At 49.5% G+C, this 20,104-nt stretch carries 32 protein-coding genes; 7 read left to right on the top strand and 25 right to left on the bottom strand.

Features of this window, described 5'->3' with window-relative positions; translation table 11 throughout:
• Positions 1-22: 22 nt before the first annotated feature.
• From EII41_RS06995 to EII41_RS06965, 7 genes are all read right to left on the bottom strand, one after another.
• Complete coding sequence (locus tag EII41_RS06995; protein ID WP_124790000.1) at positions 23-460, bottom strand: phage tail tube protein; 438 nt, start codon at positions 458-460, stop codon at positions 23-25.
• Positions 461-493: 33 nt separating this feature from the next.
• Positions 494-874 (bottom strand): hypothetical protein, encoded by a 381-nt coding sequence (locus EII41_RS06990; RefSeq protein WP_124789999.1) that lies wholly within the window; start codon positions 872-874, stop codon positions 494-496.
• On the bottom strand, positions 831-1,202 hold the full coding sequence (locus EII41_RS06985) for a hypothetical protein (RefSeq protein WP_124789998.1): 372 nt from the start codon (positions 1,200-1,202) through the stop codon (positions 831-833). Before EII41_RS06985 ends, EII41_RS06990 begins: the two co-directional genes overlap by 44 nt.
• A 29-nt stretch (positions 1,203-1,231) precedes the next feature.
• On the bottom strand, positions 1,232-1,666 hold the full coding sequence (locus EII41_RS06980) for a structural protein P5 (protein WP_260425514.1): 435 nt from the start codon (positions 1,664-1,666) through the stop codon (positions 1,232-1,234).
• Positions 1,629-1,922: a hypothetical protein gene (locus tag EII41_RS06975; RefSeq protein WP_124789996.1), complete on the bottom strand. Its 294-nt coding sequence runs from the start codon at positions 1,920-1,922 to the stop codon at positions 1,629-1,631. The genes EII41_RS06980 and EII41_RS06975 overlap by 38 nt, the downstream gene beginning before the upstream one ends.
• Before the next feature lie 76 nt (positions 1,923-1,998).
• Complete coding sequence (locus EII41_RS06970; protein WP_260425513.1) at positions 1,999-3,048, bottom strand: hypothetical protein; 1,050 nt, start codon at positions 3,046-3,048, stop codon at positions 1,999-2,001.
• Positions 3,049-3,095: 47 nt separating this feature from the next.
• Positions 3,096-4,058 carry an HK97 family phage prohead protease gene (locus EII41_RS06965; RefSeq protein WP_124789995.1) on the bottom strand — a complete coding sequence of 321 codons (963 nt, stop codon included), beginning with the start codon at positions 4,056-4,058 and terminating at the stop codon, positions 3,096-3,098.
• A 164-nt stretch (positions 4,059-4,222) separates the two neighbouring features.
• Here EII41_RS06965 and EII41_RS06960 point away from each other — a divergent pair, with 164 nt between their 5' ends.
• From EII41_RS06960 to EII41_RS06930, 7 genes are all read left to right on the top strand, one after another.
• Positions 4,223-4,690 (top strand): terminase gpP N-terminus-related DNA-binding protein, encoded by a 468-nt coding sequence (locus EII41_RS06960; protein ID WP_124789994.1) that lies wholly within the window; start codon positions 4,223-4,225, stop codon positions 4,688-4,690.
• A 1-nt stretch (position 4,691) separates the two neighbouring features.
• Positions 4,692-6,254, top strand: a complete 1,563-nt coding sequence (locus EII41_RS06955; protein ID WP_124789993.1) for a hypothetical protein — start codon at positions 4,692-4,694, stop codon at positions 6,252-6,254.
• Positions 6,255-6,336: 82 nt separating this feature from the next.
• The gene (locus EII41_RS06950) at positions 6,337-6,576 is read left to right on the top strand and encodes a hypothetical protein (protein ID WP_124789992.1); all 240 of its coding nucleotides are present in this window, start codon (positions 6,337-6,339) and stop codon (positions 6,574-6,576) included.
• Between the two features lies 1 nt (position 6,577).
• Positions 6,578-6,997 carry a phage protein Gp36 family protein gene (locus EII41_RS06945; RefSeq protein WP_124789991.1) on the top strand — a complete coding sequence of 140 codons (420 nt, stop codon included), beginning with the start codon at positions 6,578-6,580 and terminating at the stop codon, positions 6,995-6,997.
• A 15-nt stretch (positions 6,998-7,012) separates the two neighbouring features.
• Positions 7,013-8,362: a DUF935 family protein gene (locus EII41_RS06940; protein WP_124789990.1), complete on the top strand. Its 1,350-nt coding sequence runs from the start codon at positions 7,013-7,015 to the stop codon at positions 8,360-8,362.
• A gap of 83 nt (positions 8,363-8,445) precedes the next feature.
• The gene (locus EII41_RS06935; RefSeq protein WP_124789989.1) at positions 8,446-9,696 is read left to right on the top strand and encodes a hypothetical protein; all 1,251 of its coding nucleotides are present in this window, start codon (positions 8,446-8,448) and stop codon (positions 9,694-9,696) included.
• 105 nt (positions 9,697-9,801) lie between these two features.
• Positions 9,802-10,257: a phage virion morphogenesis protein gene (locus EII41_RS06930; RefSeq protein ID WP_124789988.1), complete on the top strand. Its 456-nt coding sequence runs from the start codon at positions 9,802-9,804 to the stop codon at positions 10,255-10,257.
• 37 nt (positions 10,258-10,294) lie between these two features.
• Here EII41_RS06930 and EII41_RS06925 read toward each other — a convergent pair whose 3' ends face one another.
• The 18 genes from EII41_RS06925 to EII41_RS06835 form a co-directional block, all read right to left on the bottom strand.
• Complete coding sequence (locus EII41_RS06925; RefSeq protein ID WP_221620703.1) at positions 10,295-10,567, bottom strand: hypothetical protein; 273 nt, start codon at positions 10,565-10,567, stop codon at positions 10,295-10,297.
• Positions 10,568-10,726: 159 nt separating this feature from the next.
• Positions 10,727-11,068 (bottom strand): hypothetical protein, encoded by a 342-nt coding sequence (locus EII41_RS06920; protein WP_124789986.1) that lies wholly within the window; start codon positions 11,066-11,068, stop codon positions 10,727-10,729.
• A complete protein-coding gene (locus EII41_RS06915; RefSeq protein ID WP_124789985.1) occupies positions 11,065-11,694 on the bottom strand; it encodes a KilA-N domain-containing protein in 630 nt (209 codons plus the stop codon). The genes EII41_RS06920 and EII41_RS06915 overlap by 4 nt, the downstream gene beginning before the upstream one ends.
• Positions 11,691-12,401 carry a BRO family protein gene (locus EII41_RS06910; RefSeq protein WP_124789984.1) on the bottom strand — a complete coding sequence of 237 codons (711 nt, stop codon included), beginning with the start codon at positions 12,399-12,401 and terminating at the stop codon, positions 11,691-11,693. Before EII41_RS06910 ends, EII41_RS06915 begins: the two co-directional genes overlap by 4 nt.
• 501 nt (positions 12,402-12,902) lie before the next feature.
• Positions 12,903-13,211: a hypothetical protein gene (locus tag EII41_RS06905; protein WP_124789983.1), complete on the bottom strand. Its 309-nt coding sequence runs from the start codon at positions 13,209-13,211 to the stop codon at positions 12,903-12,905.
• Positions 13,212-13,318: 107 nt separating this feature from the next.
• On the bottom strand, positions 13,319-13,948 hold the full coding sequence (locus tag EII41_RS06900; RefSeq protein ID WP_124789982.1) for a DNA cytosine methyltransferase: 630 nt from the start codon (positions 13,946-13,948) through the stop codon (positions 13,319-13,321).
• Entirely contained in the window at positions 13,945-14,160 is a 216-nt protein-coding gene (locus EII41_RS06895) for a hypothetical protein (protein ID WP_124789981.1), read from the bottom strand. The genes EII41_RS06900 and EII41_RS06895 overlap by 4 nt, the downstream gene beginning before the upstream one ends.
• Positions 14,161-14,169: 9 nt before the next feature.
• Positions 14,170-15,042, bottom strand: coding sequence for a phosphoadenosine phosphosulfate reductase family protein (locus tag EII41_RS06890; protein WP_124789980.1), 873 nt, complete (start codon positions 15,040-15,042; stop codon positions 14,170-14,172).
• Positions 15,043-15,052: 10 nt separating this feature from the next.
• The gene (locus tag EII41_RS06885; RefSeq protein ID WP_260425512.1) at positions 15,053-15,430 is read right to left on the bottom strand and encodes an HAD hydrolase family protein; all 378 of its coding nucleotides are present in this window, start codon (positions 15,428-15,430) and stop codon (positions 15,053-15,055) included.
• Positions 15,427-15,876 (bottom strand): hypothetical protein, encoded by a 450-nt coding sequence (locus EII41_RS06880; RefSeq protein WP_124789979.1) that lies wholly within the window; start codon positions 15,874-15,876, stop codon positions 15,427-15,429. Before EII41_RS06880 ends, EII41_RS06885 begins: the two co-directional genes overlap by 4 nt.
• 11 nt (positions 15,877-15,887) lie before the next feature.
• On the bottom strand, positions 15,888-16,091 hold the full coding sequence (locus tag EII41_RS06875; RefSeq protein ID WP_124789978.1) for a hypothetical protein: 204 nt from the start codon (positions 16,089-16,091) through the stop codon (positions 15,888-15,890).
• Positions 16,092-16,117: 26 nt separating this feature from the next.
• On the bottom strand, positions 16,118-16,432 hold the full coding sequence (locus tag EII41_RS06870) for a helix-turn-helix domain-containing protein (protein WP_124789977.1): 315 nt from the start codon (positions 16,430-16,432) through the stop codon (positions 16,118-16,120).
• Positions 16,429-16,836 carry a DUF4494 family protein gene (locus EII41_RS06865; RefSeq protein WP_124789976.1) on the bottom strand — a complete coding sequence of 136 codons (408 nt, stop codon included), beginning with the start codon at positions 16,834-16,836 and terminating at the stop codon, positions 16,429-16,431. Before EII41_RS06865 ends, EII41_RS06870 begins: the two co-directional genes overlap by 4 nt.
• 25 nt (positions 16,837-16,861) lie before the next feature.
• A complete protein-coding gene (locus EII41_RS06860; protein WP_124789975.1) occupies positions 16,862-17,509 on the bottom strand; it encodes a DUF3164 family protein in 648 nt (215 codons plus the stop codon).
• A gap of 402 nt (positions 17,510-17,911) precedes the next feature.
• Positions 17,912-18,115 (bottom strand): hypothetical protein, encoded by a 204-nt coding sequence (locus EII41_RS06850; RefSeq protein ID WP_124789973.1) that lies wholly within the window; start codon positions 18,113-18,115, stop codon positions 17,912-17,914.
• Positions 18,116-18,125: 10 nt separating this feature from the next.
• Positions 18,126-18,590 carry a hypothetical protein gene (locus EII41_RS06845; protein WP_124789972.1) on the bottom strand — a complete coding sequence of 155 codons (465 nt, stop codon included), beginning with the start codon at positions 18,588-18,590 and terminating at the stop codon, positions 18,126-18,128.
• Positions 18,591-18,614: 24 nt separating this feature from the next.
• On the bottom strand, positions 18,615-19,229 hold the full coding sequence (locus EII41_RS06840; protein WP_124789971.1) for an ATP-binding protein: 615 nt from the start codon (positions 19,227-19,229) through the stop codon (positions 18,615-18,617).
• A complete protein-coding gene (locus tag EII41_RS06835) occupies positions 19,226-20,086 on the bottom strand; it encodes an ATP-binding protein (protein ID WP_260425511.1) in 861 nt (286 codons plus the stop codon). The genes EII41_RS06840 and EII41_RS06835 overlap by 4 nt, the downstream gene beginning before the upstream one ends.
• Positions 20,087-20,104: the final 18 nt, after the last annotated feature.

Genomic DNA, 20,104 nt, shown 5'->3' with positions numbered 1-20,104 from the left:
CTAAGTGTTAAACATACTTACCTTATCCCCCCGGATGGTCTTTTACTTCTCCGGTCGATTCTAACGAGATACTGTACGACGCATCATCGTCAGCGGGGCGCGTTTGCTCCAAGTTCGTAATCACAAATTTCCCAGCCCGGTACTTCGTCGCGTCTTCGCCGCGGTGCGCATACTTCACGTCGACGGGCTGTGCTTTCTGCCACAAATCGAGGAGCTGAGTGTAGCCACACTCGGCTTCGTTGTAGAAACAAAAACCCTCACCGCTGATCGATTCGCTCAGCTTCGTGACCGACTTCTCCGTCCACTTACCCGTATTTCCGCCTGCCACGCTCGAAGCCGGCTTTACGGCGCGCTCTTTCGACTCGGTGTTGTGCGTAATCGTACACGACGTACAATGCCCGATCGCCTTACCCCCGATAAAAACCAGCAAATTACTGCCGTGAATATATCCTTCTGCCATAATGTAATAATTTGAAAATTAATTCTATATAACTCACTTTAATACTCTGATGATCCCGACGAGGCAAAGCACAATAAAGCATGCCCCGCAGGCCATCAGCCCTTTTTGCCACCATTTCAGAGGCGTGTCCCTGACCTCGATAACGGTTTCTGTTGCTTTGTTTTCGTGAAGTTCGCGGATCAGCTTATCGCGCAGTTGCAGCTCGATGCGCAGACTGTCTTCGCGACAACGAAATGTCAAAAGCGATTCGCTTTCATTTACCTGCGTAAGCGTCAAATCCGGAACAATCCGAGCGCCCGGCAACGAGATCAGCCGGGACAGCGCGACGCGGCCCTGCTGGCATTCGAGGTACGCTCGAATCAGCGCGGAATCAGGAAGAACTGTCACGATCGTGTCGCGGGTAATCTCTAACACCTCGACCTTCGTCGTAACCTCTGTAGTTGCCAGCCTCTTCGCGCTGCAACTCTGCAAGAATAGGGCAATTAACATGATACTTACAAGTATAGCCCTTTTCGACTGCCCGCCTAAATCTTGACAATTCACTGCTGACATGCTTCAACTCCTTTCTGATCGGCTCGGCGATGGATTCCATCACGATGCGGGCTGCCTGCTCCGCATTCTCGAGTTCCGCCTTCTTCGACTCCGCCGCCGCCTTGCGGCGGACGGACCGAAGTGTCACAAGCGACACTATCAGCCCGCCGCCGAGAACGGCATTCAAAACAACACTTAGTATTTCGATCATGAACACTCATTTTTTTGCAACCTTAACAGTTACAGTAATTCCCACCCGGCCTCGATGTCGGGCATATGGCCCGCAACGCCATTCTCCTGATAGCTAATCGCCTCGGCCAGTTTACACATTTCGCGCTTGCTGTCGATATTAACCGCGTACGTTTCAAGCATCCCAGTGCGCTTACAAACCGTGCGGATATACGCCTCAGTGTTGTTTTCCGAAGGCGGCGCCCAGCGCTCAATCATCTGCCGCACAGTCCTACAACTATGCTTCAAGCGATAATTGCGCAGCAGCTTAAGCAATGCGCGATATCCGTACTCGATGGTCTGAAACGTACAGAAAGACTGATCCCGACCCGGACGCACCTCACCCCGCCACGGCTGTTTGCTCAGCCGAATATTCCCGGGGTTGTTGTTGCGCAGCCCGCGCGCGAGGTTACTCTTCGTCTTCATCCTGCGCTCCTTCCGCATCATTGTCCAGCTCGCTTTCGAGAGTTTCGCCCTCGTCTTCGGGCTTGGGCTGCTCTTTCTGCCCGCGCTTAATCGTTACAATCTCAAATCCAATCTGCGCAGCTGCTTCTTTCGCCATCTTCTCACTTGCGTAGTACAGGCCATCGACGATATAAACCGCCTGCATCTCCGGATTTTGATCCAAAATTTTGTTTGCCATCTCGACCTGCTCGGGGGGCGCGGCGGCATTTACTTTTGCTGTCTTTGCTTTCTTAGCCATATCTTTTTCATCTTTTGCGTTTTGAAGAGTCAGGGAGGCAGGCTACGCCTGCTCCCCGGCTCCATGAAAACAGAGATTACACGTATGCGGAATAAATAGCTCCGATTGCTTCCTTCTTCTTCGGCAGGGCAATAAACCGATGCCGATAGTTCACTAACGAACGCTGATAGAGCGGGTCTTTCGCTGCTTCCGAATAGTAGAATTTCGTCGATCCGGTTGCCTTGAACACGCGCTTCGTATAGAATGCTACCGAAGCCTGATAGATCGAGCCGCCGACGGAAGCCGTGCCGAGCGCTTGTTTCGCGCCTGCCTGGTTGTACGTCGGGCAGTCCGTCTCTTCATAAATATCAAAGCTATAGAGATTTGATATCCTTCCGGTCGTATAGTTATAATACTGTCCGGCAAACTTCTGATCATTCTCGAGCAGGTCAGCCACGTGATCCGGGCACAACACGAGACGACGGCCCTTCTGTGGCACTCCCATTTTGTCAAAAGCCTTTTTCATTTCGATAATGTCGTGCCTCGTGAAGCGTTTGCGTCCGGATCCGCTGCCATCTTCGATATCGCCCGTTGTCTTCAGCACAGGCGTCTTAGCCGTGTGCGAATCAGGGGCAAGGGCGTGAACCCCTTTTTTAAACTTCGTTTCCGTAATCGCATCGCCATGTCTTTCCTTGACAGACGCCATTTTATCGTACGAAAGAGCGTACAGCTCATCGTCCGTAATCGGGGTCGCTTTCGTCTGAAACTTCGCTAACTTAAAGACAACATCTGTATCGGTCAGCGCTTGAACGTCGATTGGATAAGACGTATTGTCGATTAGCACATCCGGATCGCCACCCACGTCGACCATGTGAATGACGTCATTCTCCGCAAAACGGGAATAATCCGGAATACCCTCCAGCCACGTCCCTCGCTCATCTTCCTGCAACTTTTTAATCAACTCGCCCGTCCACACTTCCACCAGCACCCCCGCGTTCAGGGACCCGGAACCGCCGCCTGTAAGCGTGCCTAACGCACACGCGCCCATGGCGCCGACAACGGGAGGAGCCCCGACGGCCAACGCCGTAGCGAAGCCCAAAGTGGCGTTAATCAGTAACGCCATAACAACTTTTAAAAATCTTCCCATAATTCGTTTAATTACTATTTAAAACATGAATAATTCTTCTTCTTTGATCAGACCGGACACTCAATTCCGTACTCAGCCTTGTACAGTTCTGCGTACCTCTGCGGGTTGTTTGTCCGCAGCTCCAGAATTTCATTCGCAGGCACTTCCGATAGTTTCTTATACTCTGCTTTTCCTGTAGCGGAGTTTCCACCCTTGAAGTCGACTACATCCGTGATTTTCGTCTCCGCGTGCATCGAATCAAAGACCTTCGCCAGCTCTTCGCTGCCGATTTTTTTACCCATCTCAACGAAGAAATCCTTCTTCTCCGGAGCGATCTTTTTCGCCGTTACAGCTGCCGCAACCAAGTCCGTCACAGCTGCCAACTTCGCCGTGTCAACCTCTCCCTTCAAACGCGTAATTTCCGCGTCTTTCGCAGCAAACACTTCTTTCATCTTTGCAAGCACCGCGTCCACGCTCGCCGTGTCGGGCAATCCGAGCAGCAGCGCCACTTCTTTCTTTAACTCTTCGTTCATAATTTCTTGATTTTCTTTATGATTTAATAATTCAGGAAGCAATGCAGCGTCCGCGCCGCTGGCAAAATTTAACTGTTTTCCACCTCGATAGAGGACAATCGCATCGTCATTCGCACCGACATCGACAAGCGAAACCTCGACGAGTTTCGATTTTGAGATCGTGGGGCGCGTCTGCCCTTGCAGCAAGTGCTTTTTGTCCGAGCTCAGCTCCAAAATATCAATGCCCACGCTTACCATGCGCAAGCTGCCGAACTCGAATTGCTTCTTACAGCGTTTACTGAGCTCCGAAGCTTCGTCGAAGACAAGCTCTGCTGTAATCTCTTCGCCATCGACCACGACATCCTTCACCAATCCGATCACCTCGCCGCGATTGTGCATATACAGCAGCACCGGATTGCGGGCATACTGTTTAAGCTCCATGCCCTCTGTCAAAATACGCGTGCCGTACGCATTTATTCCGCTGTTCGTAAGCCGAACCCTTTTCGTTTTTTCTGCCATTTCGTCTCTTTTACTTCAAAAAACTGCGGCAAATATAGAGGCACCCCGGTACGACATCCAAATAACTATGAATTAGCCGCATACATTTGCGAGAGTGTTGCGCAGATATTTTCATTTCAGGGGGTAAAAGGGGCATCTTTGCAGCACTAAATCAAGAAAATCGGATGAGTAAAAAGGAATTGGAGAATAAGCGCGAACTGGCGAGGATGCTGTACATGAACGGTTCAGATGCGACGGAGATTGCCGACAAAGTGGCAGTGTCTCGGCAATCCGTATCGGCATGGATCAGCAAGGGGGGATGGAAGCAGCTACGCGCAGCGCATAACATTACGCGCCCGGAGCTTGTAAACAAATTGCTCCTCGCAATCAACAACTTAATCGAGAATGTGAACGAGAGCGACGATCCGGCCGCCGTCGGCGGGCTGGCAGATAAGCTGTCGAAACTTTCGGTCGTTATCGAGAAATTAGATAAGAAAGCCAACGTCGTGCAAGCGGTGGACGTGTTCATGGCATTCTCAAAATGGGTTGAATATCAGTCGCAATTCGACCACGAAGTATCCCTTCAATTTGTCAAGACGCTGAACAGGCTACAAAACGCTTACTTACTCGAACGAGTAGACAAAAAAGACTAAGATGGCACAGACACGGGAAGAAAAAGAAGCGAGGCGAATATGGGAAGAGCATTGTAAACGTGTGCAGGCTCTTACTGCGCTGTCGGTAACGGCACAGCGCGAAACAAAAATCGAAAAAGAAAAGCGGATTAAGAAGCTGCTTGCCGATTACCCACGTTTCTGCGAATACTACTTCCCGCATTATATGCGCAAAGTAGACCCCGAAACAGGCGAAGACAAGGGCTTGGTAGGCAATGCTAAATTTCACAACGAGGCGCATCGCGACATCTTAAAAAACAAAACGTTGAAGGCCGTATTTATGTGGCCGCGCGGTCATGCGAAATCTACCCACCTCGGCATATTTATTCCGGTCAACCTCATGATGCGCGAGGTGCAGGAAATCCGCTGCGGGATCGTCGTAAATAAATCCGAAGACGGCGCGAAGACCTTACTCGGCGACTTGCAAGCGGAGCTCGAATACAACCAACGCCTGATTGCCGATTTCGGGACGCAAAAGAACGCAGGCGATTGGCAGAGAGGCGAGTTCTCGACGACGCGGGGCACGAAGTGGTTTGCCGTCGGTCGCGGGCAGTCTCCGCGTGGATTAAAAAAACAGGCACAACGGCCTGATTATATCGTTATTGACGACCTCGACGACGACGAAATGTCGCGAAATGAAGAGCGCATACGGGAATGCACCAAATGGGTAAAACAGGCGCTTTTCGGGGCGTTGGATGTGGGCCGCGGGCGCTTTTTGATGGTCGGAAACGGCTTCGCAAAGAACATGGTACTGCGAAACATCGCGGCGATCAAGAACGTCAAGCTCTCGGTTGTTTACGCGGTCGACAAAAACGGCAATCCCACATGGGCAGAGAAATGGACGAAGGAAGAGGCGGAAGCTTATGCCGATTTTGTGGGCTACTCGGCTTGGCAAAGCGAGATGATGCACAACCCGATCTCCGAAGGGGGCATTTTTAAATGGCAGTGGATTCGCTACAAAAAGATATTACCGCTCCGGAAGTACGACCAAATCATTTGCTACATCGATCCGTCCTTCAAATCCACGACGGCAAACGACTACAAAGCCGCGCGCGTATGGGGTAAGATAGGGCGGGAACTACATCTCATCGCCTGTTATGTGCGGCAAGATACAGTCAGCGGGATGGTGCGCTGGCTCTACAATTTCGACGAGTCGCTACCGGAGGACGTGGCTGTAAGCTACTACATGGAAGCCAACTTTATGCAGGATACGATCCTCGACGAGTTCGAGGCCGAGGGCGACATCCGGGGGTATCAGCTTCCGGTTATGCCGGATAAGCGTAAGAAGCCCGATAAAATACAGCGTATCGAGGCGGTCTCGCCGCTGTGGGAGCGTGGATACGTCTTCTACAACGAAGCGCTGCGAAACGACACGGATATGGAAACCGGAATAGATCAGACGCTTTCCCTTGCCCGCGGCAGCCGGGCGCACGACGACGCTCCGGACGCGGACGAAGGAGCGATTTACAAGCTGCAAAAAGGCTCGCGCGAAGAGCGATTCGAGCCCGTATTCGGAGACCGACCCGCCCCGAAGGGGAGTTGGTAGTGAAGAGTGAAAAGTGAAAAGTGAAGAGTGAAAAGTGGCGGTTAGCGGATGAAAACTAAAGAGCATTTAAAAAACAAGAGATATGAAACAGATACGAAAAATCATCTATGGGATTCGGTTTAATTACGCGGTGAATAAAGCAAACAAGCTCGCGAAGCGATACAGACGCAAGTATGTGGTTATTAACAGGCGAGGCAAACTCGTGGTGATCGCGAAAAAGCGGCTTACCGAGCTGGTGCGACAAAAATATTTCCGCCCCGGCGTGACGGCGGGCGATATCGAGCGCAAGGCGCTTCATGTGGCACTTCCTAAATCGAAATAACATGTTCTTAGACAGTCTCGATTATAAGGTAACCATCGGCGAGCGGGCGTTCGACCTGATCCAACAAAGCGAAGAAGCTAACAGGCTCAAGGCCGAGGAGATGGCGATGGAAGAAATGGCGGGATACCTGCGCCCGAAATACAACATCCATAAAATCTTCGCAAAGAGAGGCGAGGAGCGAAATATGCACCTCGTCATGACCTTATGCGACATGGCGCTGTACCACCTCGTGTCGTGGCTGCCGAGTAAGATGGGCTATGAAATACGGGAAATCAGATACAAGCGCGCAATCGAGTGGTTAGAGGGCGTGCAGAAGGGAAAGATCGTGCCCGATCTCGATCTCGCGGTCGACGAAGACGGCGAAACAGGAGCTTCCGAAATCCGATACGGAGGCGAAAAGAGAAATAATTATATGTGGTAATAAAGCAATTACAATATGGGACTTTTGGATTTATTTGGGAAAAAGAGCGATATCACGGTTGTGCAGACGCCGCACGGACGCTTCGATCTCGCGAAAGAAAGTGACGTAAAGAAACTGCGTACGATCGCCATTAGCGTGCAGCGGCAAACCGAGTCGCTCACGCGACAGGAAATTAACAATTGGCGCATGGGCTGGCAGCAGGCGCTTGATGTGGAAAATCCCACGCGCGTGCGGCTTTATGACGTTTATCGCGATACGGCCATCGACGGGCACCTGTCGGGCGCGATCGGGCAGATTAACGGCTTTGTCAAGGCTCGCAGCTTCAAGATTATGAAAGGCGAGAAAGAGGACGAGGAGCTGAAGAAAATTTTCGACAGCATCTGGTTTAAAACCCTGATGGGATTTTATTTCGAAGCACGGTACTGGGGACACTCGCTCGTGCAGCTCGGCGACGTGATTACGACAGCCGAGGGCGTGCCGGCCTACGATAATGTACTGTTAATCCCGCGTAAACACGTCGTTTCCGAGTACGGGCGTGTGGTTGGTGAGCTCGGCGACGACTGGCGCAAAGGCATCAACTACCGAGACCCGAAATTTTCGAAGTGGTTAATCGAAATCGGCGGCACGCATGATCTTGGCTTGTATCTTAAAGCCTCTCCGCACACGATCCCGAAGAAGAATATGTTAGCGTACTGGGACACGTTCGGCGAAGTGTTCAGCATGCCGATGCGGATTGCGAAAACCACGTCCCGCGACCCGGCCGCCCGCCGCAAAATAGAACAGATGATGCAGAATATGGGCGCGAAATTCTGGGGTATCTTTCCGGAGGGGACAGAAATCGATTTGAAGGAGAACCAGCGCACAGACGCCTTCAATATCTACGACAAACGCATCGAGCGTGCCAATTCGGAGCTGTCGAAGATCATGTTATATCAGACGATGACGATCGACAACGGAAGCAGTTTGTCGCAGTCGGAAGTACATCTAAAAGTGCTGAAGAACCTGATCGAAGACATTGCAGACGGGCTGCGGGATATGGTCAATGTACAGCTTATCCCGCGCATGATTGCACATGGGTTTCCCTTAAAAGGATGCACATTCGAGTGGGATTACGCGGAAGATTACTCGGCTGATCAAATGACCGCGATCGAGACGATGCTGCTGAATAATTTCGAGGTGGAAGGAAATTACTTCGAGGAGAAATACGGCATAAAAATCCTCGGCAGACGCACTCCGGCGCCTGCTCCGGTTCCGCCCTCCGGAGGCGATGAAGAAAAGGACGAGGAGAAAATGTATAAGATGCTGCGCGGTTTTTTCGCGCAAGCCCCCACGACAGGGGGCGATCCGCTTCTTTTCGACTTTTAGTCGATAAACAGTATTACGACACCGCGCACGCGTGCCCGCAATGCGCAGCCGCGAAGAAAGGCGAAGCAAGGCTTCCGGTCGACATGGACAGGTATGTTAAAAAAGCGATTCGCAGCCTGTATCGCAAGCATGTAGACCCGAAACGCGAGGCCGATCCGGCGCTCTTCGATGGTATCTTGCAAAATTTCAATAAGGCTGTGGATGTGTCTGTTAACAGCAAAAAGCACGGAGGATTCGCGCACGAGCTGCGCACAAACAACGAAGTGTATTCCGCCTTTCGATCGCATCGCATGGGGCGCGATATGGCGGCAAAGATGCTCGACGAAGACGGGAAATTGAAGTCGTTTACGAAGTTTCGCGAGGATGTAAAACCCATCGCCGACCATCACGTAAAACAGTGGCTTGAAACCGAATATAATACAGCTGTTCGGCGGGCACATTTGGCGGAGAAGTGGAAGACGTACGAAGACGATCTCGACATTTTTCCCAATCTGCGATGGATCGAATCATGGGCAGTGCAAAAAGACAAAGAACATTTTGATTTTCGGAACACCATCGCGCCCGTCAATGACCCGTTCTGGGATGCCCACCGTCCCGGCGACCGCTGGGGGTGTAAATGCGGGCTGGAGCAGACGGACGAAGAGACGAATATACCCGTGAGTGCTGGCGGGAAGGGCGGAGATCCGTCGCCGGGGCTGGAAGAAAACCCTGCAAAAACGAAGCGCCTGTTTTCCGACAAAGGGCCGTTTTTCCCTTCGTCCTGCGCGTCGTGCCCGTTCGCGAGCATGTTGCAAGCTGCGAAGGAAACAGACCTTACGGCAGCGAGAAAAAAGGACTGTTATAATTGTCCTGCAGCGAAACAAGTGATAGAGAAAGCAAAGCGTCCGGAGACGTGGAACACGATCGAAACGAAAGCGGGGCGCGTGCGTGTAAGCTCATTGCACGGAAAGAACGAAATGCAAGAGAATGTTGAAATTGCGTCGCACCTCGCAAACAAACATAAGCACGAAATCGATCTGCTTGCGAAGAGCGATGAAAACAAAAATGCGGACGCATACAATCACACATTGCAATGCAAACAAGAATTTAAACGAAATGTTGCAGGCACGGCAAATTCGATCGACACCGCAATCCGCTACGGCAAAGACCAAGCAGACGATATTGTTCTTGATATTCGCTCTGACATCCCGGAAGGAGCTCTTTCAAACGCAATAAAAAAACGGGTTAAACGATCCTCTAACGTAAAATCGATATGGATTATAAAGGGAGAGTTTGACAGGCTATATACGCGGGAAGAGATTCTTTCAGAAGACTTTAAAATACAATGGGACTAATCTTGCGATCAGCCCCAAGGGGGGCCGGGGGGAATCTTATTCACACCCCCAGCCACCACAAAGATACAAAAGTTTTTTATAACACAAAGCAAAACGCGAAAAAAAATGACAGAAAAAGAATTTTTACGACGCATGAACATCGTAATGAAAAATATTGAAAAGATGCAGGCAAGAGCTTGGCCCATAAAAGCAGAAACATTTGCTCTAAATATGTTTAACGAAAACTTCCGAAAAGGCGGGTTTCTCGACAAAAACAGGACGAAGTGGGTACGCACAAAGAGACAGGATCGGAAGCCGCCCACGACCGCATCGAAATACTTACCCCTGAAGAGCAAGCGGCAGCATTTAATGTCATCGAACAAAAGCGAAGTGCGGAACGGCGAGGTTACAATCTGGAATGATACGCCTTACGCCGCTATCCACAACGAAGGCGGACGAGCCGGCCGGGGACTGCGATCCGTGATCCCGAAGCGGCAGTTCATCGGCGACTCGGAAACTCTCGACAAGAAAATCGAGGGCATGATTTTAAAAGACATCGAAAAGCTGTTTAAAAAGGCTTAAAGAAGAAAAGCCCCGACCAATCGGTCGGGGCTTTCATCTATGGCAAATCTTCATCGACCGGACATGTACCGGTAACAGCCGGAAGGCTTTGGGCATCCTTATAACGCGGCATAAGATCGCCAATCAGTCCGCATACGGCAGACATTCCGCCTATCAGAACATTATCCTCATTGACACACGACATCAACCACATTAACTCATCGTGCAGCCGTATCCAATCCTCGTATGGGGCGTTTCCCGTTTTAATATGTATGGAAAAACCATCTTTATAAAACACAACCATATACGCCTCCTTTCTTCCTACCGTCAATCGGCTGTATAGTCATTCCGTGTCGGCTGTTCAGGTACTGAATCAACAAATTCGGCGAACGCTGATCAAGCATATCGAAGAAATCCTCACAGTCCACAAATATAAGGAAATGTGTATCGCTCAGCACATCACAACGCTTCACATTTTTCAGTTCGAGCATCATTGCGCACCTCCTTCCGTCAGCTCCCGAACGAGTTCGAGGCGCAACTTTTCGTCCTTAATCTGATGCGCCAGTGTAAGCAGGTGAATCATGCGGTTTGGCGTAAGCCGGTTGGCGCGTGTTTCGCGCCCCGGAACCGGCATGGCAGCAATATGCGCCGGCACAGGAACAGTCCCAACACAGCGACGCCCTTCAACCCGCAGAACCAGTTTTTTCACACAAATGCGGAACAACTTTACCCAAGGGCTTTTGATAAAGAAATCCTCGCCATCCATAAAGACCTGCAGATGCGTATCGCTCAGAGCAACGTAACGCTTCACATTTTTCAATTCAAGCATCATCGCGCACCCCCTTTCTCCGACAAACCAAAATCCAGAGACAACTGCGCCTGCCGATAACTGTAATAACTCGCTAACAGATCAGCGTACTGTGGAGTGATAAAATTGCGTCCGAAGAGTTTTACAAAGTGATGCGGGAACTTCGCCCGCCGCCATTGTGTACCGCCGCGTGCGCTGCCTCCCAAGGCTCGTACAATATCTGCGTAAGGATAAAGTGGCATGCCGTCGTGTATAACAGCCGAAACGCCATATTTTAGCGGGGCGTGAGCCACAGCAGCCTGTCTCGTGAGCACATTAAACACCAACTCGTCTACAGCAATCGCAAAATCCGGATCAAGCCATTGGGCAAAACGCATCGCAATACGGTAATCCGTAGCCCACGTTCCTGCAAGATGGGGCACCCCTCCCTTTCTAACTTCCAATAAATCAGCCAAAGGGATTTTTCTCCCTTTGGTCAAAGCCTCCAAATAGCGTTGCGCTTCATCGGTTTTGCGCCAATCTTTGGGCACTTTTCCGAACGGCTTGGCCATCATGGTCAGGTTAAAACTGATATTGCCGTTTCTCTCTTCTACGGCAAAGCGACGATCGTTGATCATCACTACACGTAGCTCGTTTACCGCCATCATCATTGCGCACCTCCTTCCATCGGTAAAACCAACTGGTTAGCATTTCTCAGCTTGCGGCTTCCTGAAAGGATCAGTTTCAACCCAAGTTCGTTGGTAAACCACGCCGGATGCGTGTTTCCGTAAAGCCAGATTTTAACGGCAAGCGTTTGCTTGGCATTCAACTTCTTTACTACTTGATAGCTGCCTGTGCTGGCGTGTATGGCCTTATTAATGTCATTTACCGATGCCCAAACCGTGCCGTCGATGGTGATGCTTCGGACATTGAAGCCATTTACAGGATATTCGTCGTAAGGCATATCGCGGGCATCGATAAAATCGCTGTCAGCCGAACGCTGGATGCCGTAAAAACCCCGACGGCGCAACGATGGAAGCACTTCTTCCATTACCCACCGTTCAAACGCCTGTGCGCTTGGCAACGTGCTTTTCATTATCAGCCGATATACATCGCTTTCGGGGATAACGGACACCTCGAGCTGCTTTTGGGGGTTCTGCGGATGGGGTACGTCGCATTTTACGACGTACCTACAATGTTGTCTAAGGGCATCACGAGTATTACTGTATCCCAGTGCATTCGCGACGTCTACACCTACAAAATGCGGTATTTCACCGATAAACACATTTCTGATTTCCTTTTTACTTTCCGAGAACTGGAAAGTAATCACTTCGGTTTGCTCGTTTACCGCCTGAGCTGGGCTTTCTTTTTTGTTCATAATCACTAATATTTATAGCATGTGGAACAGAAAACGGCGCTCCACTTCCCGCTGCTAAAGTCTATTAGTGTAGGCTTGCATACGCCATTACAACGTATGCACGGGGTTGGTGCGCCGCATATTGCAAGCATGTTGCCGGACATAAAAAATGCCCTCAACGCAATGTTTGGGCAGTCTAACTGCCTACACTTAATAAACTTTAGCGTTGCAAACATACAAACAATTTTTCTAATTCCAATCACGCAAGTTGTTTTTTATAAAAAACGGTTGAGCTGGAAGCTGCCATCTCGCAGAGCCGTTTATGCAACTTAATACAAGTTCGTTCGTCAGACACGGGAGCGACCCAGTAAGTGTTTAAGCGTAGCGAACGCACCTTGTTTATTTTTCGAGGCAAGGCTCGTCCTCGATAATCTTTTTAAACAAGCTGCCGATTCTCCCGAACAGGCAGCCCAAAAATCAACTAAAACAAACAACTATATAAAAATAACAAATCGATCTCTTTTATCCGACCCTGTCGCTTTTAATATTTTTTCTACAAATACCTCTAACACGATTAATTATACCTCTATTCTTTTCAGCCATTTTTTTAATGGCCTCGTAGTATTCATCGATGGTCTTACATGTTTCACACAATACTACCACCCTGTCATCCCCATCTTCAGATATTTTCCATGTACACTCTTTACATTCTTCTATACTGAAGAAGTTGCTCTTAATCATCAAATCACGCCTTGCACGCTTCATCCTTTTTATTTCGTCTTTATTGGCGAAATATTCTGACATCAGGCTTTTTAAGTCACACTCTTTCATAGTTTGCTGATTTTTTTTAATATTATTCTATTCACATAATCCGTAATAACTCATGCAAGTTATTGCCTCGCCATTATCGAACAGTTGCCCTTAATCATGAAAAACAATCACTCATTCGATATAATATACTTCGTCCATTGCTCCGCCATCGCGCGGGCAAATCCGGGAAAAGTAATGCTACGCTGGTGCCCCTTCCCGGAACCTAACATCGCGGTTCTGGAATACTTCGAGAAACCGCTTTTGTTTTTCTTGCTTCTGCACAGCTCGTATTCGGGTTGAACCATATCCGTCGCATGCAGTACAGGCAATCCCTTCAACCACAAACACGTTGATTTTGAAACCTTATCACCGAAGAAAAACGGGTGCACGATCTGGTCGGGCTTACGCAGATACGTCGAAAGCACCGACACCGGATTTTCAATCGCGATATGTTTGATATCTGCGGAATACAGCTCCCACACGAACATCAGAGCCTCATATCGCTTGCCCCATCGCTCCGGATTACAAGGTATACTCCGATTTCCGGAGACAGCGAGATACGTGCACGGCGGATGCGCAATCATCAAATCCCATCCTTCGTTTAACACCTCCCTAACATCGCACTGATAATGCTGTCCCGGCGTCTCCGTCGGAAGCAGATCGCAGCTCCACGCGTCCCATCCCTGCGCTGCGAAGGCGTCCCGAACTCGCCCTGAAAATTCACATGCTACCAGCATTCTTCTACCGTTTGCGTTCATCTTATAAACATCCCTACCACCGCATTATAATCAAGCCCACACTCGCCAACAACGTCCTTGAAAGCCTCAGGCCCGTAGGGGATTGTATGACCGAGATCAGCAGCCATGACATTAGCAGCTTTCATCGCCTCTATTTCCGCCAATGCAGAAACAGCCTGCGAAACTACAATCGCATGACTTTTTAACGCTTCTTCCAAATATCCAGTATCCATTATTTTATTCTATTCACATAATCCATAGTAACTCATGCAGGTAGTTTCAGTCGAGTCGTCGAACAATTGTCCTGCATCATATTTATTCTTTGCATATCGCACCACATCGTTTACAAGCGGGTATTCTCTGTCGTAAAATCTACTCGGTATCTTGTCTGGGCCGAAGAAGCTGCTACCAATTCTCTTTTCATGTTCGGATACTTCTGCTATCCTGTCTGGAAAACGAGTCGCGATCTGGTGAATTTCCGATAGCCCGCACATAACACAAGGAAAACACCCAACACGCTTCATCCCCATGCGGTAGAGAGGGTTCGGTTCTAAACCATTGTCAAGGATATAATTGACCACCTGCTGTGCAGACCAATTAAAGACAGGTCTAAGCACGTCCGTTGCATGCTTTTCGCAGAACTTTAATATCTCTTTTCTTCTGTAAGTGTGAAATTTAGGCTTGCCGTTTTTGTCTACTTTGTATGGGTTTATATAATACTTGAAGTAGTTGCATTGCGAGTTCATTGCCGCTCTTGACGCGCTTTCTGCGCCTCGAATACCCTGAACGACTATGAAATCATCATTCACTTCGTCGAGGATGTAGTCAATCATCGGAATGCTCTTTAATTCACTTGTACAGAACCGTCGTTGAGACGACGGAAATCTCGTCTTCTTTTCCGCCAAGTCTACCAAGCTGCTATACTTCTTTGACTTCAACCTTACAATGTTAAGGTTTAATCTCTTGTCTATTTCGTCGATATACTTGTACGTCAAATCGCTCTCCCACCCCGTGTCACAAAAAACGATTGTGATTTTTTTCGACATGTTATTTCTTACCCACAAAAGAGCTGCAAGGCTATCTTTCCCTCCTGAAAATGTAACTATTATCTTCATTTTTCCCTTTTCACTCTTCACTTTTCACTTTCCCTTGATATTCCGCTTCCTGCCTACGTACCAGCAGCGCAATTTCGCCCCAGCTCGGCAGCCCGCCCACATTCTTATCGTCTATATAACAATGAGCGTACACCTTGCGCGAATTATTCTTATACATCGCCACCTGCGCAGGATTGTGGTCGTTCACGCGATCAAAACCGATTCCCTGCGCCAGCAGCCAGTTTACCATCTCTGTTTGCTGTACGCCCTCGCGACACGTCCATATTATAATGTAGTGCCCCTCTGCCCGAAGGTTATTTATCGCTTCCTTTGCCCCCTCGCGAGGCTCTCCGATCCCGGGCCACACGCCGTCGTGGATCGTTCCATCAAAGTCTATCGCAATAATCATCCCCGACCTCCTAACTCTTTCATCCTGTTCTTCACAAATTCATCAACTCCCACACACTGATACGTTTCCACCATATCGAGCAGTTGATCGAATTGATGCGTCGTCTCCGACGCTACGCGCTGCAGAGCCTTGAAGCTCTTGCCGCACAAATTATGCAACGCCCACGACACCTCGTTAATAAGGTCGAAGACGCCCGGGTAAGCATCCGGCCCCGCCCACTCGGTTACAATGTGCAGTCTAATCTGTTGATTAGCTTTATAAAACCCAAAATCAAGATGCGTCCAGTCCGTGGGCACAAACTCGATAAAAACGGCCGGAAGCGGGAAAGGCACCTCCCCCTCCGGAAACAGCGTGTTTTGATTCCACACGTCGATATGCGCAATCGCATAAGGCGCGTTGATCCGAAGCAGCGCCTCGCGGATCGATTCATAGATTTCTTTTCTCATATTCTTATAATTTATTGTTCCACAGCGGGCGGGAACTTCGACGAGTCTTTGAGTGCTTTGTAGAACGTGCGCTCCGAAATCCCGAAGACGGGATAAATATATCGTCTCCAGATTTCGCGATTCGAGAGCCCCGAACGACTGTGTTCGTCGTAAATCCGATTAATCTCCCGCACCCGTTTTTCGTAGCTCCGCCCCCGCGGATTGTATTTGCTCATAACTGTGTAATCTCCCTGTTTTTCTTTTAGAAACTGCAAGTACGATCACCCGCACTCGCTATAAGCGCGTTCGCGCCCTCGAAAGCCTGCCACACGTGCACGGTAAGCGTTTCACCGAGACTCAGCTGCTCCGCGAATACCCGTGCTCCATGCATGGCAGTAGCGTGATCCCGGCCAACTACGCGCCCGCACATCTGCCACGCGTAGCCTTTCTTTCGCAAGACGTAACACAGCATCTGTCGTGCGACGACAACGTCGCGCTTGCGACTGTTCGAAAGCAGCTCCTCCTTCGATACGCCGCAAGCACGACACGCCCGATTAACCAACGCCCACTCTTTCATTTAATCACATCAACAATCTTCGAACGTGCAATCGATTTAACGTCTACAGCGTCGAGATGCATATATACTTTAAGAAGCTGCGACATAGCCTCATGAATATTACTCGCCTGCACAAAGCACTGTCTTGTAACCTTCTTCTCCCTACCTGTTTCAAGCAGCTCCATCCACTCTGTTATGCACTTGTAGAAGCAATCTGCCTCTTCATGCTCCAATAGCTCCACAGAGCCTTTCAGAAGCTCTGTGCGCACAACGATCACGGGTTCGCGAGAGAAAGGTTTTAAATATTCGATCGCTTTTTCGTCCGCTCTTTCTTCATCTGTATGCTTTACAAGATATTGTTCACTCTTTGTAACCTGTTCACTCGGTCTCAGCACACGCACGACAACTAAACTTAATCTGTCCATATTCTCTGTTTTTTTAAATGTTGTATCACGCTTCCGTCATGCCGAGCGGCACGTACTCCCACTTCCCATTCGCGTTCTTCACCGCAGCCTTAATAAACATGCTCGAAGAAGTCGGAAGATAACTCTCTTCAATAATCCGCACGCCCTCAAGAAAGTCTTCATTTCCGTCCTCTTCAGCCATCCGGCGAAGCTGCAACACCCGCGAAGCTTTCAGATTGCCCTGATTATCGCGAGACAGCAGGCGAAAAACAGCCTTCACGAGCGCCCGACTTCCCTCGTCCTTCGCGAGAGATTCGATAAAATTTTTCACCTTCGCAATTCCCTCTTCCACGGTGTCCCTATACCCGTCGAGCGTATAATGCCCGACCGTGATCCGGATTGACGAGTCGCTATTCGTAAACGTATGCGTACGCTGCTCTTCTTTAATTCCGAACAGCTCTGCTTTCATCTCAAGCGCACCCTTAAACGCTTCCATCACAGCCGCCTTGCGTTCTGCGATTTTCGCGCTAATATCCTGCAATTCCGGCATCACCGTTGCCAGCGTTTCGTCGACGATAGCAGCATACGCTTCGCGATCAGCTTTACGCCTCGCCGCTTCTTCCTTTTTTCTCTGTGCTTCTCTAAAAGCCTCAAACTCTTTGCGCTCCTCGAGCGTCATTTCTACCATTTCCATACTCTTATTGCTTTAAAAATTTACGTTTTTCTTTTTTTCTTTAATTCCCGTTCTGTCAACTTTTTAAAATAAATACCCCTTGCACAAATCGGCAAACTGCTGCAAATCTTCGGTTTCTGAAAACCAGCGCAATAATAACAACAATAGCCATCTTCTGATTTCTTTACCTCGTACACCGAATATTTTACCACAACTAAATCCCCTTCTTTCATATCATTTCAAATTGTACTACAAAACCAAATTCTCGCCGCAGCGTCCCGATCTGACACGCGCTCTCGATGTCCTCGCCGGCGGGAAGGAAGATCGTCCGCGTCCGTGTATGACATCTCACACCTTTCTTGCGTAGCCTGTAAAGCATTCCCGCCCTGCGCTTTAGTTTTTTTTGCTGAATATCAATCGTTTTCATAACCACCCCGATTTAATCGCTTTTTCCAGCTTTGCGGCTGAACGAACGACCTCTTTAACAAACCGCCTCGAATCATCCGAGATTTTCGCATTGTTATAACATGCAAAATCAAGAATATTAGCCAATTTCACCGCTTCCGAGGGTTCCAATGCAAGCACAACACGCTCGCCTGCATTTTCTTTTATTTTCACGATATCCATATCAATCAATTTAATTCAAATTAAACTCCTGACTCATTCCACGTCGCACCACCTCCGCAGCAACCGCCTTGGTATCTTCCAGCGCCTTGCGCTGATTATTAAATGCGAAATATGCGGCCCGAAGCCGATCAGCCGGCACAGCGTTGAAGCTCTTTTTCTTCGCACGCCTACACACCCACGCTTTCACATAGTCGATGCTTGCCTCCTGACCGTTCGCGCGCATAAACGCGCACCCGGCCGCAAGAACCCTTTTTCGAAGCGCATCCATCTCCGAGCGCTTCCCACCCTTCAGCATATCGTCCATCTTATTGCAGATTTCCGTCAGCTGTTTAACAGATAAATCTTTCGACGTCGTAACCCCATACGCCGCAAGTATCTCCATCTTTCCGTCGTCGTCGAGCCGCGCGGCCCCCAGCAGGGTATGAAACCGCTTAATCAGCCCCTTTTTTCTTTTCTCAAGTGTTGTTTCCATCATTTTTCGTTTTTTACTTTTCGTTTTTCACTTTACATAAAACTTCTCCGCCATCTCCTCGCTAATCAGGTACTCGCCATTGCCCCCGAAGCGGCTTGTAACAAACGCCTTAAAGCCGCGCACGCTAAAGATCACATCCGAGTCCTGCATAATCCGAAGCGCCGCTTTCCCATCAGGCACGTTGCCTTTCACGTGACTGATAAAAACGAACAGCTTGTCCGGAAAAGCAAGTTTCATTTTTTTGTACTCCGCGTAAGAAAGCCCCATAAACTGCACGGAATCAATAAAAATAACCCCATATTTCCGATTATGAGAAAGTCTGAAATACAAGTCATCATAAAACTCCCGATCGAGAAGGAAGAAGTTCCGCCCGACCTCGTGCATATTCTGCCGCTCTACAGCCATACGCACCGTCTTCCGAATCCCTTCTTCCACGCTGTTGTATAGTACTTTCTTATGCTCCGCCAACGCCTTAGCGAGCGTCATTGCCATCGAGGTTTTGCCGTTTTTGGGCGGCCCGTACACGAACCACGTCCCGCTCAGCTCTACCTCGCCCATCGCGTCATCGAGTTCTTCGCCTAAGCTCACGCTCGACGTCGTCCGCATTTTAGCGAGCTCCTGAACGCTGTACGCTCGCTTCATTGAGCCTGCTCCTTCTTCTTGTTAAGAGCATGGCATTTGCGCTTCACACGCCGCAGATCGCCCTCGCAATCCGTCTTCACCGCGTCGATCATCCGCTGCTCCTGCACGCCGTTTGCACGGCATACGTCCGCGATATCCGTCACGCTCACCCCCGGCATGGGGATAAACTTCCTACCGATCCGCGAGTAAATTTCCTTGTATCCTTTTTTATTAAGCCGCAGCCCCCGGCGGATCTTCTTCTCGAGGTAGTCCGTCGCCATCATCACGATGCCGCAGTAATCCTCTAATTTATTGTAGAATGTAATAAAGAAGAAGAGCACCTGATCGCTCAATTTATCCGCCTCGTCGAGGATGATCAGAGGTGCGTCCTTGCGCTTCAACTCATTCACCACGTCGAGCACCATATCGCCCACCGTGTCCCCGGCGGGGTTCTTTCCCATTACCCGCAGAAGCTCCTGCAAGAAGATTTTGCGGTTCCAATATTCAGAGCATCCAAGCAGATAGACATTCTTATGCGTTTCGCTGTATGCCTTGCCCGTTAGCGTCTTGCCCGTGCCCGCCTCGCCGCACACGGCAAGCACCAGCGCGTTCTCCTGTGCATCCTCGAAGATGCTCGTAAGCGCCTTATAATTCCTTGTTTCCACGATATTCCACTTTGTATATTTCACACCTATCTGTGCCGCCACACTGCGCCACATTTTCTCGCTTATAAGCTCCCAGTTCTCCGTTAGCATCTGCGTAATCGTCGCACCGCTAACACCTTGCAGCGAGTTCGCCGCTTTGTTCTGACTGCCCATCATCTCGCAATATTCCGCGAGCCTCGTGCAAATCACTTGTTTTTCTTCCTGTGTAATCATCTGTTTGAAGTTTTTTAT

It is taken from the genome of Tannerella forsythia, from assembly GCF_003860135.1.
GTDB lineage: Bacteria > Bacteroidota > Bacteroidia > Bacteroidales > Tannerellaceae > Tannerella > Tannerella forsythia_A.
This window is presented reverse-complemented; position numbering and strand designations above follow the sequence as displayed.